This is a genomic window from Thermostichus sp. MS-CIW-37 (genome assembly GCF_054060065.1).
Genome location: NZ_JBSSCV010000044.1, coordinates 1 through 15006, shown reverse-complemented (window position 1 = coordinate 15006; position 15006 = coordinate 1). Strand labels below are relative to the sequence as shown.

General features: G+C 56.5%; 17 protein-coding genes. 10 read left to right on the top strand and 7 right to left on the bottom strand.

Translation table 11 applies throughout. The annotated features are described in order from the left end of the window. Positions 1-204 precede the first annotated feature (204 nt). Positions 205-945 carry an urease accessory protein UreF gene (locus tag ACVWYZ_RS13670; RefSeq protein ID WP_457467363.1) on the bottom strand — a complete coding sequence of 247 codons (741 nt, stop codon included), beginning with the start codon at positions 943-945 and terminating at the stop codon, positions 205-207. Between the two features lie 12 nt (positions 946-957). Beyond that, positions 958-1530 carry a ribosome hibernation-promoting factor, HPF/YfiA family gene (hpf, locus tag ACVWYZ_RS13665; protein ID WP_414374807.1) on the bottom strand — a complete coding sequence of 191 codons (573 nt, stop codon included), beginning with the start codon at positions 1528-1530 and terminating at the stop codon, positions 958-960. Between the two features lie 943 nt (positions 1531-2473). Between hpf and ACVWYZ_RS13660 the strand changes: the two genes are divergently transcribed. The 4 genes from ACVWYZ_RS13660 (at position 2474) to ACVWYZ_RS13645 (ending at position 5493) form a co-directional block, all read left to right on the top strand. Then, positions 2474-3700: a methionine gamma-lyase family protein gene (locus tag ACVWYZ_RS13660; protein ID WP_457467364.1), complete on the top strand. Its 1227-nt coding sequence runs from the start codon at positions 2474-2476 to the stop codon at positions 3698-3700. Between the two features lie 164 nt (positions 3701-3864). Next, on the top strand, positions 3865-4671 hold the full coding sequence (locus tag ACVWYZ_RS13655) for a PPC domain-containing protein (RefSeq protein WP_457467362.1): 807 nt from the start codon (positions 3865-3867) through the stop codon (positions 4669-4671). Positions 4672-4994: 323 nt separating this feature from the next. Then, entirely contained in the window at positions 4995-5201 is a 207-nt protein-coding gene (locus tag ACVWYZ_RS13650) for a hypothetical protein (protein ID WP_414358077.1), read from the top strand. Positions 5202-5229: 28 nt separating this feature from the next. Beyond that, positions 5230-5493, top strand: a complete 264-nt coding sequence (locus ACVWYZ_RS13645) for a TMEM14 family protein (protein WP_414358080.1) — start codon at positions 5230-5232, stop codon at positions 5491-5493. Here the strand turns inward: ACVWYZ_RS13645 and wecB are convergent. Beyond that, positions 5482-6657, bottom strand: coding sequence for a non-hydrolyzing UDP-N-acetylglucosamine 2-epimerase (gene wecB / locus ACVWYZ_RS13640; protein ID WP_457467361.1), 1176 nt, complete (start codon positions 6655-6657; stop codon positions 5482-5484). The genes ACVWYZ_RS13645 and wecB overlap by 12 nt on opposite strands. 922 nt (positions 6658-7579) lie before the next feature. Here wecB and mgtE point away from each other — a divergent pair. The 3 genes from mgtE (at position 7580) to ACVWYZ_RS13625 (ending at position 10084) form a co-directional block, all read left to right on the top strand. Then, complete coding sequence (gene mgtE / locus ACVWYZ_RS13635; RefSeq protein ID WP_457467360.1) at positions 7580-8959, top strand: magnesium transporter; 1380 nt, start codon at positions 7580-7582, stop codon at positions 8957-8959. A 192-nt stretch (positions 8960-9151) separates the two neighbouring features. Continuing rightward, positions 9152-9355, top strand: coding sequence for a DUF7219 family protein (locus ACVWYZ_RS13630; protein WP_238376758.1), 204 nt, complete (start codon positions 9152-9154; stop codon positions 9353-9355). A gap of 27 nt (positions 9356-9382) precedes the next feature. Then, entirely contained in the window at positions 9383-10084 is a 702-nt protein-coding gene (locus ACVWYZ_RS13625; protein WP_414417819.1) for an MgtC/SapB family protein, read from the top strand. A gap of 18 nt (positions 10085-10102) precedes the next feature. On the opposite strand, the gene ACVWYZ_RS13620 is transcribed toward ACVWYZ_RS13625, so the two are convergent. Together ACVWYZ_RS13620 and ACVWYZ_RS13615 are read right to left on the bottom strand one after the other, a co-directional pair. Further along, a complete protein-coding gene (locus tag ACVWYZ_RS13620) occupies positions 10103-11296 on the bottom strand; it encodes an RNA-guided endonuclease InsQ/TnpB family protein (protein WP_457467359.1) in 1194 nt (397 codons plus the stop codon). A gap of 88 nt (positions 11297-11384) precedes the next feature. After that, positions 11385-12008 (bottom strand): TMEM165/GDT1 family protein, encoded by a 624-nt coding sequence (locus tag ACVWYZ_RS13615; RefSeq protein WP_011433699.1) that lies wholly within the window; start codon positions 12006-12008, stop codon positions 11385-11387. Positions 12009-12419: 411 nt separating this feature from the next. Here ACVWYZ_RS13615 and ACVWYZ_RS13610 point away from each other — a divergent pair, with 411 nt between their 5' ends. The 3 genes from ACVWYZ_RS13610 (at position 12420) to ACVWYZ_RS13600 (ending at position 13494) form a co-directional block, all read left to right on the top strand. Beyond that, entirely contained in the window at positions 12420-12542 is a 123-nt protein-coding gene (locus tag ACVWYZ_RS13610) for a hypothetical protein (protein ID WP_011429573.1), read from the top strand. Between the two features lie 23 nt (positions 12543-12565). Continuing rightward, positions 12566-12967 (top strand): YraN family protein, encoded by a 402-nt coding sequence (locus ACVWYZ_RS13605; protein ID WP_457467358.1) that lies wholly within the window; start codon positions 12566-12568, stop codon positions 12965-12967. 299 nt (positions 12968-13266) lie between these two features. Then, positions 13267-13494, top strand: coding sequence for a hypothetical protein (locus ACVWYZ_RS13600; protein ID WP_414352028.1), 228 nt, complete (start codon positions 13267-13269; stop codon positions 13492-13494). Here ACVWYZ_RS13600 and ACVWYZ_RS13595 read toward each other — a convergent pair. Beyond that, positions 13491-14033 (bottom strand): NYN domain-containing protein, encoded by a 543-nt coding sequence (locus ACVWYZ_RS13595; protein WP_011429576.1) that lies wholly within the window; start codon positions 14031-14033, stop codon positions 13491-13493. The two genes, ACVWYZ_RS13600 and ACVWYZ_RS13595, sit on opposite strands and share 4 nt — an antisense overlap. 134 nt (positions 14034-14167) lie before the next feature. Then, the gene (locus ACVWYZ_RS13590) at positions 14168-14878 is read right to left on the bottom strand and encodes a class I SAM-dependent methyltransferase (RefSeq protein WP_011429577.1); all 711 of its coding nucleotides are present in this window, start codon (positions 14876-14878) and stop codon (positions 14168-14170) included. Positions 14879-15006: the final 128 nt, after the last annotated feature.

Sequence of the window (15006 nt, the reverse complement as noted above, 5' to 3'; positions counted from 1 at the left end):
GGGGATGCGGACTGGAATGGTGCAAACGTAATTGCGCTTTTGGGGGCTGCCGTAAACCAGCCCAGAGGTTAAGCCTACGGCTCGCTTCGCGAACGGGTTTGTTTTGTTCTCTGGGAGAGCATAACAGGCTCAGGGCTACTGAAAGCCCGCACTCTTTCGCTTGAGCGGCGCGGAGCGCTTTGCATCAGCATGAGTGTGGGTAGTTTACGATTGAAAAAGGCGGGAATAGAGGTGTTGGTGGGCTTGACAATCCCGTTCTTGTAGAGGGGTGAAGCTGCTTAGGGGCGGCCAGCCGAGGGGGAGGTTTGGCCTTTCGGCTCGCTTCATGACCGGCAGAATCTCCTGATGCACCACTGCCTCGATCGGCTCATACAATTGGGCCAGCAGGCTTTGCCCCTCGGTATGCCCCAAAGGCACCAAGCGCACTGCCGCCGAGACCAACCCGGTGAGGGAGGAGAACAAGAAGGCACGCAGGGTATCTTCCAGCCCAATGCCCGCCTGAGCGCAGATCCAGCCGAACACCAAGGAATGATGCAGTGGCTCTCCCTCTGTTTTGGGGACGGAGATTCCCCAGGTGCGTTCTGCCAGTTGAGCTAGGCGTTTGCCCAAATCCAAGCTGGCTTGGCGCGGTTCTGCCGCCCAACGGGTTGCTTGCAGTTGCTGCTGCAGTTTCTCCACTCCTGACTCGGCTCCCAATCGGGACAGACGATGGGCCAAGGCACAGGCTCTGCCCTCGGTGGGGGCTAGGCCCATGTGTAAAACCCCCAGCAGATATTGCTGCACCCTGGCCCGATCCCGAAGTTGCCCCGCTTGAACGGCAGCTTCCAAGCCCCAGGAGTGGGAATAGGCCCCAATCGGCAGAGCAGAATCGGTAAGTTGTAGCAACAGATAGAAAGCGCCGCTGGATCCTAGAGAAGCAAGTCGGGGGGAAAATTCACCACGCATTTTCGCGAAGCTTTAGCGGGGGCGGATCAGGCCGTAGCCACCGTGGTTGCGGACGTAGATAACGTTGATCTCGCCATTTTCGATATTGCGGAAAACGTAGAAGTCGTGATCCACTAGCTCCAACTGGTGCAACGCTTCCTGAACCGTCATGGGTGGCATGGCGAAGTACTTGGTGCGCACCACCTCTGCCGGTAACTCCGCTTGCCGTTCCGTATTTAGCGGATCGGTGGCGGGCTGCTGGGCCACTGCCACGGAGGTTTTGGGGGTGTGGCGGACGCGGTGAATGCCGTTCCGTTCTTTGTATTTGCGCAACTTGCGGGCCAGCTTGTCGGCCACACGGTCGATGCTGGCATAGAGGTTTTCGCTGCTTTCTTCCGCCCGGATCACGGTGCCATTGGCGTAGACGGTCACTTCGGCAGATTGGCTGGCACTGATACGGGGGTTGCGGGCTACCGATAGGTTGACATCAACCTCACTGGTGATCTGGGCAAAATGACTGACAGCGCGCTCAATTTTTTCTTGAACGTAGCTGCGGATGGCCTCGGTAATCTCGACGTTTTTCCCTTGGATCACAAGCTTAGTCATGAGGACTCTCCCAGTCATGTCGGTTTATACCTGAGATAGCGCCTCACCCCCACCTGGGATCCCTCTGGCTTTCGAAAGCGACCCCAGCTCACGGGCGACCTCAGCCCTTTAATTTGCAAAAACGAAGCCCTGTCATCAAGGGTGAGCAGATCGGCTTTGGGAGTGGCACTAACCTCTTGGGTTAAGTCTAAGTTAACATCTCTCTCTGGGATCTCTGCCAGAGGTTAAGAATAAATTTAGGCTCTCTTAATGTTTAAGGAGATCTTGAATTCCTGATTTTTCCCAAATCTTGGGAGTTTTGCGGATAAGCGGGATCCCTGTTATGCAAGACATAGACTCCTAGTTGGCCGTATTGGGTGCTTTTGGGAAAAGTTCTTTCGAGCTTAAGTTGCAAGTTCCCAGGTCAATGGGTTAACCCAAAAGACAAATCTATCATCAAACCCATAGACAGATCCAGCCTACTAAAAAGCTTTCCAAGCTGGATTTTAAGTTGATTAAACAACGTCTCTAACTCTGACCTGCTTTTGAGAAACCAAACCCACGCCGGACTGCCCATAACTCGGCAATCCAAATGCTCCAGTTCTCCGCTTACCGTATGTTGGTGTTACTCCACAGCTTAGCAGAATCTCGATTGGATGGCGCTTGATAGGAAAAATGAAGGGATATTGACATAAATTAAGCTTTTTATCAATATGGGGCTTTCAATTTGAGGGGTATTGTCGCTGTTGGTATTGGCTTTGGCAAGCCTGTTGTCCGCTGTTCCATGCCGTAAGGTTTCTATTCGGAGAGCTACATAAGAAGTTGGAACTCCGTTCTGCCGGCGCAGTCTTATTGGGAAGCTGGGGGGAAAAGACCAGCTCTTTTGGGGGTGGCTAAAATGCTACTCTCGGAATCGCCTTGGTGTGCGAAAGGTGAGGCAGACGGTGTGGGCAGAGGGATCCCGTTGAAGGCGGCAGAGCTTTTGGACAGAGCAGAGGAGGCTCTGCAGGAGCGGTTTCAGGCGGTGGAGAAGACCCTCAGAGAGAACCTGGCGCGGGTGTTGCGGGCCTTTCGCGAGCAGCGGGTGGGATCCCATCACTTTGCCGGGGTGTCGGGGTATGGCCACGACGACCAGGGGCGGCAGGTTTTGGATCGGGTGTTTGCCCAGATCATGGGCTGTGAGGCAGCGGTGGTGCGGCTGCAGATGGTGTCTGGTACCCATGCCATCGCCTGTGCTTTGTTTGGGGTGCTGCGTCCGGGGGATGAGCTGCTGAGCATTACCGGCCCCCCCTACGACACCCTTGAGGAGGTTATCGGCCTGCGGGGCTCCGGGCGGGGATCCCTGCGGGAGTTCGGCATCGATTACCGCCAGTTGGATTTGCGGGAGGGAACTGTTGATTGGCAGGCCCTGAAAACCGCCCTCAGACCGCAAACCCGGTTGGTTCACATTCAGCGCTCCTGCGGCTATGATTGGCGGCCCAGCTTTTCCATTGCCCAGATTGCCGAGATGATCCAAATGGTCAAAGCGCAAAACCCCGAAGTTGTGGTCTTTGTAGACAACTGCTACGGCGAGTTCGTGGAAACCCAGGAGCCAACCCATGTGGGCGCAGATCTGATTGCCGGATCCCTGATCAAAAATCCGGGGGGCACCCTTGTTCCCGCCGGGGGCTATGTGGCCGGGCGGGCAGAGCTGGTGGAGCAAGCGGCCTGTCGGCTGACGGCTCCGGGCATTGGTTCTGAAGGGGGGGCGACTTTGGATCTCAACCGCCTTCTGTTTCAAGGTCTGTTCTTGGCCCCGCAGATGGTGGCCGAAGCGGTGAAGATCGCCCATCTGGCGGCGCAGGTGTTTTCTGATCTGGGCTACCCGGTCTCGCCTCTGCCTCAAGCTCCTCGCACCGATATCATCCAGGCCATTCAATTGGGATCCCCGCAAAAGCTGCAGGCCTTTTGCCACGCCATTCAAAACAGTTCTCCTGTGGATTCCTACCTCACCCCAGTTCCGGAGGTGATGCCCGGTTATGCAGACCCGGTGGTGATGGCAGCAGGCACCTTTATTGCCGGGAGCAGCGCCGAGCTGTCTGCCGATGGGCCGATGCGGGATCCCTACACCGTCTACTTGCAGGGGGGAACCCATCTCTACCATGGGCGGCTGGCTCTAGAAGCCGTCTTGCAAGCTTGGGAGGCCCTGTAGACCAGTATGCTCTCGGCTGAAACAGCAAGGAAGGGGCAAGCCAACAACCTCAAAACTCAGCACGAAGTTGGCAGAAGTTGTCGTCTCTGACCAACTTTTCGCTCAATCAATCAGGGGGTAGGATCAGTCTACAGTTGCCATTCTTTAGAAAGGGATCCCTTCCGATGTTGAGCTGGTATCGTTCTTGCGCATCTCCTCGCCGTTGGGGATCCCGTTTGGCTCTGGCTCTGGTGGCATTGGGGTTGGCTGGCGGCTGTCGGCTGTTGGATCGGGTGGGAGAGAGCGGCTTGCCGGTGGGATCTGCGCTGACCCGTTCTGCTCTGTGGAGAGGCAGCCAAACCGTGACGGGAGCGCTGGAGGCGGGAGATGAAGTCAGTCGCCAGTACGGCAGCTTTTGGGATGGGATCCCCATCACCGCTGAGCCGGGACAGATTTTGATTGCGGCCCTAGAGAGCGAAGATTTTGATGCTTACCTGGAGCTGGTGGACGGCCAAGGGCGGGTGATCGGCTTTAACGATGACTCTGGCCCAGATGTGAATGCCCTGTTGGCGGTGCGTCTGCCGGAGGGAGGCACCTACACCTTGCGGGCCACCAGCTTTGAGCCGGAATCCACCGGCAACTACCGGCTCACCTATGTCCTCACCCAGGTAGATTGGCAGCAAAGCCTATCGGGCCGTCTGCAGGAGGGATCCCTTCAGCATCCCGAGGATGGCAGTTGGATGGACGAATATCCCATTGCCGCCCGCGCCGGCCAGATCCTGATCGCTTCCATGACCAGCTCCGATTTCGATGCCTTTTTGCAACTGCTGGATCCGAGTGGAGAAGTCATGGCTTGGGATGATGACCAAGGTGGTGGAACCGATGCTCTCATGATTGCCTTTCTGCCCCGCACCGGCACCTACACCCTGCGGGCCAACACCCATAAGCCGGGAGAGGAAGGAGCCTATGGGTTACAGTACACCTTGCGCTAGCATCTGCTCCCTATCTGGAAGCTTGGATAAGGGGGCTTGCGGATCTTCTGGTGCTGATGTCGAGATTTTGACAGGAATCATCGTTTTTTAACGCCTAATGAATGTTGATACACGTCAGGAGTTGCCGGTTTACCCTCCTAAGATCCTCACAAAGCCGGAAGGGGCACTGCTTGCTGAGCTTTGTGGGAAAGCGTGACATCTTATCCTAAGTTGTGACGGAGCCGAAATATTGTCCTCGTGGATGACGTCTTTTTTCTAGAATCAGATCGATGGCCTAGACCATTCTTTTGCAGTTCAGCCCCTATCTCCACAAAATGGATGCCATGACTCCTGAAATGGTACGCCAGTTTTGGTCTTTGGTCAGCGAGATTGGCAGGCCAGATTGGCTCACAAAGCGTGACGATGACTTGGTGAATCTGCTTCTGAGCGCTTGTCAAAAAAAACAGGCCCTCAGCAGTGTCGATGCTTCGATTCTCAACCGCTACATCAGCATTCGCCTGCCCTTGATTCGCGATATCCTTGTGGATTAAGCCCGGAGAGGACAAGGTTTTCCCCATCATGCTGACCGCACAAATCACCTTGCTGGTCTACGGGGCACTGCTTTTGGTGGGCGGAGCAATCGGCTATGTGAAGGGCAAAAGCTCCAAGTCTCTGGTCGGGGGGCACGTACTGGGTCTCGAACTGACTGAACTTGGCCGTGCAGTCCTTCACAACCAGCCTTTTGAGTACCGAGGGGCGAGGAGTGAGAAGGGAGGAGTGAGAGGAAGAAATCTCTTCTCTTTGCTCTCTCCTCTCCATGCTGGGCAAAGTTCAGCTTCGTAGGGACTCCGTCCCGCTAAAGCGACCAGTGTTGCGTAGTCTTTCAGAGCGGCTTTGCGGATTAAACCACCGCTCGATGATGTGGCAAATCTGCCGGGCGGCGGTGCCATCGCCAAAGGGGTTTTGGGCTTGGGCCATGCGGGCATAGGCTTGTGGGTCTGTGAGCAATTCTCGGGCTGCCTTCAGGATCTTTTCGGGGTGGGTGCCTACCAGGCGGGCGGTGCCGGCAGCAATCGCTTCAGGACGTTCGGTGGTCTGCCGCAGCACCAGCACCGGTTTGCCCAGGGCAGGGGCCTCTTCTTGAATGCCGCCGGAGTCGCTGAGGATGAGGGTACAGCGCTGCATGGCGCTCACCCAGAGGGGATAGTCCAGAGGCTCAGTGAGAAAGGCCCGCTCATGGGATCCCAACAGGGCTTGCAGGGGATCCCGCACCAAGGGGTTGGGATGGAGGGGCAAAAGAAGGGCGGTATCGGGAAACTCGGCCAAGATCTGCAGCAGAGCCTTGCCGATGGCGGTTAGGGGATCCCCCCAATTTTCCCGCCGGTGCACGGTAACCAACAGGACACGGTAGCGCTGCCAGTCCAGCCCGGGAATGGGGCAGGGGATCCCTTGGGAGGCCACTTGCAGTAGGGCGTCGATGACAGTGTTGCCGGTGCAATGGATGGATCCCACCACGTGGCTTCGCTTCAGGTTGTCAACGGCTTGGGGGGTAGGGGCAAAGTGCAGGCTGGCCAACTGGGAGATCAGGCGGCGATTGACCTCTTCGGGGAAAGGATTGTAGAGATCATCGGTGCGCAGTCCGGCTTCCACATGCCCAACCGGGATCCGGTGGTAAAAAGCTGCCAAGGCGGCAGCGAAGGCGGTGGTGGTATCTCCCTGCACCAAAACCAGTTGAGGATGTTGCTCTTGAAAGTAGAGTTCCAGGCCCCGCAAGGTGGCTTCGGTAATGTCTGTCAAGCTTTGGCGGGGGCGCATGATCGCCAGATCCCGATCCGCTTGCAGACCGAATAGCCGCATCACCTGATCCACCATTTCCCGGTGTTGTCCGGTCAAGATCAGCTCGGTGCGCAGATGGGGACTGGCACGCAGGGCTTGAATCACCGGGGCCAGCTTAATGGCTTCGGGCCGTGTGCCCAAGATCACGGCAATGAGGGGAAGGGAGGCCATAAGCTCAAGGACATCGGCACCTGTAGGAGATGGGAAGCGCAGCTCATTGAAGCAAGGCCACCAACAAACCACTAACAAAAACCACTAACAAAACAGAGGTGGCGAAGGGCGTGGGTTGCTCAAGGTCGCAAGCCACCGAGATGTAGACTCTGCTGAGTCAGGCTGAGGGCAATGTCGAGACGAGAGGAACCACAAGGGGGCTATTGCTGATCACTCCGATCTTACCCTCAAGCTGCTCCGCCGATTGTTCACCGGATGAGCTGGAGAAAAGGGGTTGACGGGATCCCACTCCTGCAACTAGCCTAAAGGGAGCTGAAGAGATCCTCTTCTGGCTGTCCGGGTTGTTTCGGTTAACCTTTTTGGAGGAAAACGTTCAGCAGCATGGACGCTTCCGGTAGTTGTAGCGCCAGCCACCAGTGGATGGTCTTCGAGGAGCACGTTCTTGAAGATTGGGCTCTTACTGGTGTCCTCCTTTTCCCCGCTGACAGCTTCTGTCGTCGCTTGAGAGGATCCCGTTTCGCCAACGCGAAGGGGTGGGAGAGTTTTCCCGGCTAGCTTTTGACTTGGGTGGCTCTCTCAGTCGGCGACGAACAGATGAGCTGAGCAGAGCCTTACCTGAGCAATGGGTTTGTGCAGCCCTGTTCAGAAAAGGGGAGATCAGGAGTAATTCCGAGGGGATTCCCATTGACTTTCCCGTTGTGGGTTTTGGGGTTTCCGCAGGCCTGGGGATCCCTTGGAGTCCCTTTTATCGGCTTGGGCGCTTGCGATCCAAGCTGGGCTTGGAGGCCTGGCGCTAGACCTACGGCTTGCTGCGCGGCCATCCAAGGGTTTCAGGGCTTCCCTGTGAGCCTCGGAGCACCGGTTGGCTGTTGACCTCCTGGTTCTCTTCATCCCGGCTGACCCCAACGTTCGGAGGTTTATCATGCGGCACAACGTTCTTCGCGATCTCCTAACCCCTGCTTCCTTGGAAGCCGCCAAGCGAGAGGCCAACCGCGCTCCCATTGCCGAGCTGGTGCAGCAGTTGATGGAGATTTCACCTCGGCAGCGGGCTTTGGCTTTCCGCTTGCTGGAAAAAGACAAAGCCATTGCAGTGTTTGAGTATCTGCGGCCCGAAGAGCAGGCCGATCTCATTCGCAGCATGGAAAGCCCAGAAGTGATCCAGCTCATAGAAGCTCTGCCACCTGATGAGCGGGTACGTCTGTTTGAGGAGTTGCCGGCCAAAGTAACCAAGCGCCTCATTGCCAACCTCAGCCCAGAAGCTCGGGAAGCAGTGAATATCTTGCTGGGTTATCCAGAGCGCAGTGCCGGTCGGCTGATGAACCTGCGCTACTTGTCGGTACGGGATACCATCACCGTCGGGGCTGCTCTGGCCAGCGTGCGGGACTCTCAACTGGGAGACGATGAGCTGGATGTGATTTTTGTGGTGGACGATCAGCGGTTCTACAAAGGTTTGGTTCGCACCGTGCGCCTCGTGAAAGCAGATCCGGATTTGCCCATTCGGGAGCTGATTGAGGGATCGGATACTTTTGCTCGGGTTACCGACCGGGATCTCCAGGCAGCTCGTTTGCTCAAGGATTCGGGCTTGCCGGCTATTCCGGTGGTGGATACGGAAGGGCGCTTGGTGGGAGATATCACCTTTGAAGATGTCATCAACTTGGTGGAAGAAGAAGCCACCGACGCCGCTCTGGCCCAAGCAGGGGTGGGCAACTTGCTCAGCCGAGACAAGGTTTGGAGCGAGCGCCTGGTTAAAGGCTCCCGTTGGTATGCCGTCCGCCTGCGCATCACGTTTTTAATCATCACCTTGATTGGCGGCATGGTGGTGGGGGGAGTGATCCAAACCTTTGAGGAAGTGTTGGAGGCGGTGACGGCAGCGGCTATTTTCATCCCCTTGGTCATGGATATGGGCGGTAATGTCGGCACCCAATCTACGACCATCTTTGCCCGTGGCTTGGCTTGGGGCCACATCAACGTGCGGCAGTTTCTCCCCTATTTGCTGCGGGAAGCCAGCATCGGCGCCATTATTGGCGGGATCCTAGGAGTTGCGGCTGGGGTGATTGCCTACTTCTGGCAGGGGGCACCGAATGGGATCCCACAATTGGGTCTAGCGGTGGGCTTGGCTCTGGCCATTGTCCTCACTTTGGGGGCTATCTTGGGCGCCATTTTGCCCTGGGTGATGTTAAAGCTGGGCTTTGACCACGCTCCGGGAGCGGATCCTTTTATCACCACCATTAAAGACTTCACCGGCCTCTGGGTGTATTTCACCCTGGTGGCTTGGCTAGTCGGGGTTGAAGTGGAGTTCTAGGGCTGCGCCGGCGCTGGATCCAGGGGGCACCTCACCGGCAAAGCGCGTTCCAGGAACGAATAATCCAGCCCTTCTTGAGAAATCAGCCTTTCAGAGTCTCGCCACAAGGCCATCGCGACGGCGGCGCAGAGCACTTTTACGAGGTGTCCTTTGACCAACGAAGGGTTACAGCAAACATTTAGGAGGTGTGCCATGACCTTGAAAGTTCTATCTCCCTTGGCTGCTGCTCAATTTCGGTCACGGCTGCAGCAGTATGCCTATCGGGTGGGCATAACCTGTGCTTTAGAAACAGGTGGTAAGCTGGCCCCAGAATCCGCCTTTGCTCAACTGGAAGCCCTCTGGCAAACCTTGCAACAGGAAGCCACTGCCCTTGGGATCCCAGATGAGGATGGCTAAACTTTATCCTTTCACGAGAACCGGAGCATGACCTGGATTGACTTCACCTTGCGCCTAGCGGTTGCCTTTATCTTGGGATCCGTGATCGGGCTGGAGCGACAGTGGCGGCAGCGCATGGCCGGCTTGCGCACCAATACCCTGGTGGCCACGGGTGCAGCTTTGTTTGTCATGCTCTCGGTTCTCACCCCTGATGAAAGCAGCCCGACCCGTATTGCGGCCCAAGTGGTATCGGGGATTGGCTTTTTGGCCGGTGGCGTGATTCTTAAGGAAGGAGCCAGCGTCCGTGGCCTGAACACCGCCGCCACCATCTGGTGTGCAGCCGCGGTGGGAGCCTTTGCCGGATCGGGGTACATTCCCCAAGCTGCCATTGGGGCCGCAGCTGTGTTGATCTCCAACGTTGTGCTGCGTCCACTGGGCTACCGCATCAACCAGCAGCCTTTGAAAGGCACAGAACTGGAACTGGTCTATGAGTGTTCGTTCATCTGCAAAAGCCAAGCAGAGGCCCACATCCGCGCCTTGCTCTTGCAAGGCATAGCTCCCACCCATCTCAAACTGCGTGCCCTCTACAGCGAAGACCTGGAGGACAAGCCCGATCTGGTCAAAGTCGAAGCAGAGCTGGTCACCCAGACCCGCGACGACCAGGCCCTAGAACTTGTCGTCAGCCGCCTCAGCCTAGAGCCAGGTGTGATCACTGCCCGATGGCGGATCATCGAACAGGAATTTGGGTAAACTACCCGACTCCGACCGCTAAGCGGTACGGAGCGGGCTTTCAGTAGCCCTGAGCCTGCTCTGCCCTACCAGAGAACAAAACAGGCCCGAACCTCTAGGCTGGTTTACAGCAGCCCCCAAAAGCGCAATCACATTCGCACCATTCAAATCTGCATCCCCTTCCCATCCACAGTGCCCACACTTGAACGACTTGCCACTGCGGTAGGATTGCGCAGGATCGGGATGAATGTGCAAACACCGGTGGCAGGTCTGCGACGTGTAGGCAGGCGGAACAAGAATCAGAGCAACCCCCGCACGCAGAGCCTTGTACTCCAAAAATTGACGGAGTTGATAAAACGCCCAACTATTTGCCCGCCTACGCTCTGTCTTGCTGCGTGGCTGTTGATTGACCCTTTCCCGAATCCCTGTCAAGTCTTCCAGAGCAAGAGCGCTATTTGTCGCCTTTGCCCTAGAGACAATAGCTTTGGAGATGCGATGATTGACCCACGCCTGAAAGCGCCTCTCCTTGCCAGACAGCCGTTGCAACAGTTCTCTGCATCTGCGCCGCGAACTGCGGGTGCCCTTACTGGCTTTACGTTGGAGTGCCGCCCTCAGCTTGGAGTAGTGGTCGCGGACTCGGTTCAACTGCTGTCCATTCCAATTGTCCCCCTCTGACGTATGGGCGATATCCGTCCTGCCCAAGTCCACCCCGATCACCCTGTCGGTATCTTGTTGCTTGGGCGGGTTTTTCTCTACGCAAATCTGGATGTAGTAGGAGCCGTCCTTCCGCTGGACTAGGGTGGCCGATTTGGGGTTAGAACCAGCCAGCATCCCACGCTGGTAGTTGCCAATGGCTAGTTCAAAGCGCTCTCGCCCCTCCACCGTGGTCAGCGACACCGTCCAGTCTTTCTCGCGAAACGAGAAGATACGTGCATCGTAGGTAACGAACCTACGCTTGAACTCTTTAACCGGACGGTTGCGCTGTCTCGCCACTTTGCGAGCGCCTGCCACCCGTCTGCACACCTGTTGAGCCAAGTTACTGGACAAGCCGAACCGAGCTCGAATCTCGTAGTAGCAAAGGGATTGCAGTTTAACCGCGTTGACGATCTTCTCCGGCGTGTTCTGGTTGACCCAGTTCAGTGCCTGCACAAAGACATCCATCGTCGCGTCCAATTTGGCGGCTTGTGACGGGAACGCCTTGAGCTTACAGGATATGGTCAGGACTTGGCTCATAAGTCTATTGTACTTCATCAAAGCGCATTCCTCCCGGCACTGACCCTACGGGTACAGTGCGGGGCTCCTGCGATTTCTAGCTGATCCCTCATCCTGCCAACTCCCAACCGGTCAGCAACGCAAACACCAGAAATAAGCCGCCCCCCACCCAATGCACGGCGCGTTCAGAGATGTGAGCTGCTAAAAAACGACCTCCCACCACCGCCAGCCCTACCATCAGACCATGACCCAGGGTTGCCCCCGCCCAGACACTGAATCCCGGATGGGTGGCGGCTAGGGAAACGGTAGCAATCTGGGTTTTATCCCCGAACTCGGCTAGGGCGATCAAACTAAAGGCTTCCCAGACGATGGCCCTAACCCCCCCGCGGCCAACTCCTTTTGCTTCTGCCTGCATCACTTGTCTGAGGGCTTCCTCTTCTTCTGGTAATGCCTGTTGAGGTGGCATTCTGCACGCTTGCCAGAGCATTCTCAAGCCAAAAACGGCGAAAACCCCAGCCGATAGCACCCGCACGCCCAAGGGTGGCAGTAGCTTAAAAAGCACTTGCCCGGTTCCTACCGCTAGCAGGTTCATCATCGCTAAAGCCAGCCATGTCCCCAGAAAAACCCAGCGGCGTGGGTGGCGCATCGCCAAAATCAAGGGGGTAAAAAAGGTTTTGTCCCCAAATTCCGCTACCGTCACCAGCAGCAAACTCGATAAAAAACCGGCCCACATTTTCTAGCCTCCAACCTCTCTTGTGTGTGGAATCGGTTCACACCTAGAGGTGAAGGCTGGGAAAGTCAGACGGACTCACCAAGCTCACCTCTGCGTGAACTCAGCGAAAGTCTCGTCACCAAAGCAGCCTGCCGGGCTTGCTTTGTCTCTTGCACCGGGCTGTTTTTAGCCAGTATGTCGATGCAGAGGGCGGTAAGCCGCCTGACTACTCCCTTTCCGTCTGAATGGTAGCATGCTGAGCTCCCAGTGGGAGTCATTCATTCAAGCATTCAAGAAAAGCTCTCCAATGGGATCCCCCAAGACTTGCTGTGCCTTGGCCGATATCAGTGCCGCGCATCGCTTACCAGAGGATTGTGAAGGAGCGGCAGGCTATTATGATCACGGTTGAGGAGAAAATCAGGGGAAAACCACGTGGATGCAAAGTTAGTCTTGGTGGGGGTTGCTCTTGTCCTCTCTCTGGCAAGTTTCTACTTCGGCACCCGCAACGGCTTTTACGACACCGACAAGTATCACGGCAATGGCTCTGCTCATTAGAGCCGGGCGCTGGTGATTTTTTTATGGATCCCTTGCCCAGAAGGGCTTCCCTCCAGAATACAGGCAACGTCGGCGAGGGCTGGGTGCGGCAATATCTCTGTCAGCAGGGCTGGCAGATCCTGGCCCAGCGGTGGCGCTGCCCTTGGGGCGAGCTGGATCTGGTTGCCCACAAAGCTGATGTGCTGATTTTCGTAGAGGTGAAAACCCGTAGCCCCGGTAGCTGGGATCGAGGCGGGCTTTTGGCGGTTGGGATCCCCAAGCAGCAACGCTTGATCCGGGCTGCCCAGGCCTTCTTGAGCCAGCATCCCCACCTCTCCGAGTTGTCCTGCCGTTTTGATGTTGCGCTGATAGAACGTCGGGCCTCTGGGGAAGGGGTAAGCTATGCTTTGGTTGACTACCTGCCAGCGGCTTTTGAGATTTGTTGAGGCAAGCTTATCCGAGATGCTGTGGGAGCTTATGGCCGTTTCAGGTTAGGTGAGATGCCTGGGCTGCTGAGACAAGCCCTCTAGCCCCGCGCATTATTGCTCCGCAACACTATTGCTCCACAACCCTGACGCAGTGTCCTAGAGTGTCCTAGTTTGAATCAAAATAACTATAAAGCTGGGCCAGCCTCTCCGACTCATCTGAATACGAAGAACAGATGGAGCTTTCTGGGGTCATTCATCATCCTCACTAAGATCCGGCCTGGGGATCCCTTCATTGGCTCATGATTTTGGGAAACAGCATGAAAGCGCATGAGTTCTGGGCTCGTACCGACAGCCAAGGTCAACTGATCTTGCCCATGAAGGCGCAGGAACAATTGCCCAAAAATCGAGTTGTGCGGGTGCTGGTGTTGGTGGATGAGCGGGAGCTGGCTCCGGCGGATCCTTCACAGGAGCAGTTGCCCACTGCCTCGCCAGATGAAGAGCATCTTTGGTATGGAGCTCCCACCGTTCCCTACGATGGCATTTAGCGCATGGGATCTTGGCCGGACAGCCGCCAGCGGTTTAGGCGCGAGAGAGTATCTGCATCCAAGTAGGCATCAATGCCCCGCTTGCTCGATAGCCGTTTTGGTTGGACGCGCCGGATCTGCTGCTGGGCCTGCTGCACTTCATCCCACAGTTGTTCTGCCGAGACCCATTCGGCGTTGTAGCCGCCAATCACCAACTGCTGGACACGATCGGAGGTAGCCACCCGTACCCGACACCCATCCCTCTGCAACTGGGCACACAGCCGTTCAATACAACTGTCGGCGGTCTCGCCATAGGAGGTATACAGGATCTCGATACCCGAAGGGGAGCGCTCTTGCCGGGCTGGAGTGGGTTGGGCGTAGGCATCGTACACCACGGTCGCCTGGTAGCCCCGGAAGGCCACATAGTTGGCCAAAGATTCCACCAAGCGCAGACGGGCCAATTCCATCAGGGAGCGACGCGCTAACTGGCTCAGGGTGGGCCAAGCTCCGATGATGTTGTAGCCATCAACCAAGAGGAAGGTGGGAGAGGAGGCTTGCATGGATGGCGGTGGATCCCTTGTCCGGGATCACACTTCTTAATCTTAATCTTTATCTTATTTTTAATCTTAGTACCCAGCCTTAAAGGTTACCCCACTACTCCGAATGCTCCGATACTTTCCCGGTTGTGAGCAGATCACGGTCTGCGCTGAATCCAATAGGTGGTGAACAGTTCACCACTGGCCTGTTTCTGAATTTTGCCCCCCAAGGCTGCGATGCGCCGCTCCCACTCCGTTAGGGGGGTGAAAATCGGTTCGGTGCCTTTGAATAGCTCGATGAGGCCCCATTGTTCCGCCCACACCGAGTCGGGATTGACCACTTCAATAATCACAGGTGCAGCCGGTCGCAACACTCGCATCAACTCTGCCCAAACCGCGTCGAAGTACTCAATCGGGTAGTAGTACAAAAATCCGGTGGCAATGGCCAGATCAAATTGCTCTGACTCGTAGTTTTCCAAATGGTGGGCGGATCCCTGTTGCATTGACTTGAACAGCTTGGAGTTAAGCTGGGGTGCCCGCGAGCGAATAAAGCGCACAATCTCACCGCTCAGCTCATGGCCGTAAAAGTAGGCTTGCCAATCGTTCCAGGGATAGGTCAGGAAGCTTACCCCACAGCCCAAATCCAAACAGGCTTCCCGTTTTTTGGGGGCACGCAGTTGCCAAAAGGGGATCCCGAGGCGTTCTTGCAGGTGATCCCGCTGCTGGGCTTGCCAAAAAGGCAGTTGCTCCAGGTCTGGGGGAAGTTGCCAACCTGGCCGACCCAGTTGAATTTCCAGCTCCCGATTGAAGCGAGCAGCTACGGCAGCAAGGTAGGGATCCCAGCGTTCCCCAGTTTGTGGTAACTCCATCTGTTGATGGCTTTGTCGTGGATGGTTGTGGACGTGACATCCTCCCGACGCTGACCCTACGGGTACAGCGCGGGCTTCCTAACCTCACGGTTAGGCATTCCTGCCCCACGCCACTTATCTAGGTCATA

Excerpts from the sequence above, each read along its gene's own strand:
- ACVWYZ_RS13670 (WP_457467363.1), bottom strand. The coding sequence starts at position 945 with ATGCGTGGTGAATTTTCCCCCCGACTTGCTTCTCTAGGATCCAGCGGC.
- hpf (WP_414374807.1), bottom strand. The coding sequence starts at position 1,530 with ATGACTAAGCTTGTGATCCAAGGGAAAAACGTCGAGATTACCGAGGCC.
- ACVWYZ_RS13655 (WP_457467362.1), top strand. The coding sequence starts at position 3,865 with ATGTTGAGCTGGTATCGTTCTTGCGCATCTCCTCGCCGTTGGGGATCC.
- ACVWYZ_RS13650 (WP_414358077.1), top strand. The coding sequence starts at position 4,995 with ATGACTCCTGAAATGGTACGCCAGTTTTGGTCTTTGGTCAGCGAGATT.
- ACVWYZ_RS13645 (WP_414358080.1), top strand. The coding sequence starts at position 5,230 with ATGCTGACCGCACAAATCACCTTGCTGGTCTACGGGGCACTGCTTTTG.
- wecB (WP_457467361.1), bottom strand. The coding sequence starts at position 6,657 with ATGGCCTCCCTTCCCCTCATTGCCGTGATCTTGGGCACACGGCCCGAA.
- mgtE (WP_457467360.1), top strand. The coding sequence starts at position 7,580 with ATGCGGCACAACGTTCTTCGCGATCTCCTAACCCCTGCTTCCTTGGAA.
- ACVWYZ_RS13630 (WP_238376758.1), top strand. The coding sequence starts at position 9,152 with ATGACCTTGAAAGTTCTATCTCCCTTGGCTGCTGCTCAATTTCGGTCA.
- ACVWYZ_RS13625 (WP_414417819.1), top strand. The coding sequence starts at position 9,383 with ATGACCTGGATTGACTTCACCTTGCGCCTAGCGGTTGCCTTTATCTTG.
- ACVWYZ_RS13620 (WP_457467359.1), bottom strand. The coding sequence starts at position 11,296 with ATGAGCCAAGTCCTGACCATATCCTGTAAGCTCAAGGCGTTCCCGTCA.
- ACVWYZ_RS13615 (WP_011433699.1), bottom strand. The coding sequence starts at position 12,008 with ATGTGGGCCGGTTTTTTATCGAGTTTGCTGCTGGTGACGGTAGCGGAA.
- ACVWYZ_RS13605 (WP_457467358.1), top strand. The coding sequence starts at position 12,566 with ATGGATCCCTTGCCCAGAAGGGCTTCCCTCCAGAATACAGGCAACGTC.
- ACVWYZ_RS13600 (WP_414352028.1), top strand. The coding sequence starts at position 13,267 with ATGAAAGCGCATGAGTTCTGGGCTCGTACCGACAGCCAAGGTCAACTG.
- ACVWYZ_RS13595 (WP_011429576.1), bottom strand. The coding sequence starts at position 14,033 with ATGCAAGCCTCCTCTCCCACCTTCCTCTTGGTTGATGGCTACAACATC.
- ACVWYZ_RS13590 (WP_011429577.1), bottom strand. The coding sequence starts at position 14,878 with ATGGAGTTACCACAAACTGGGGAACGCTGGGATCCCTACCTTGCTGCC.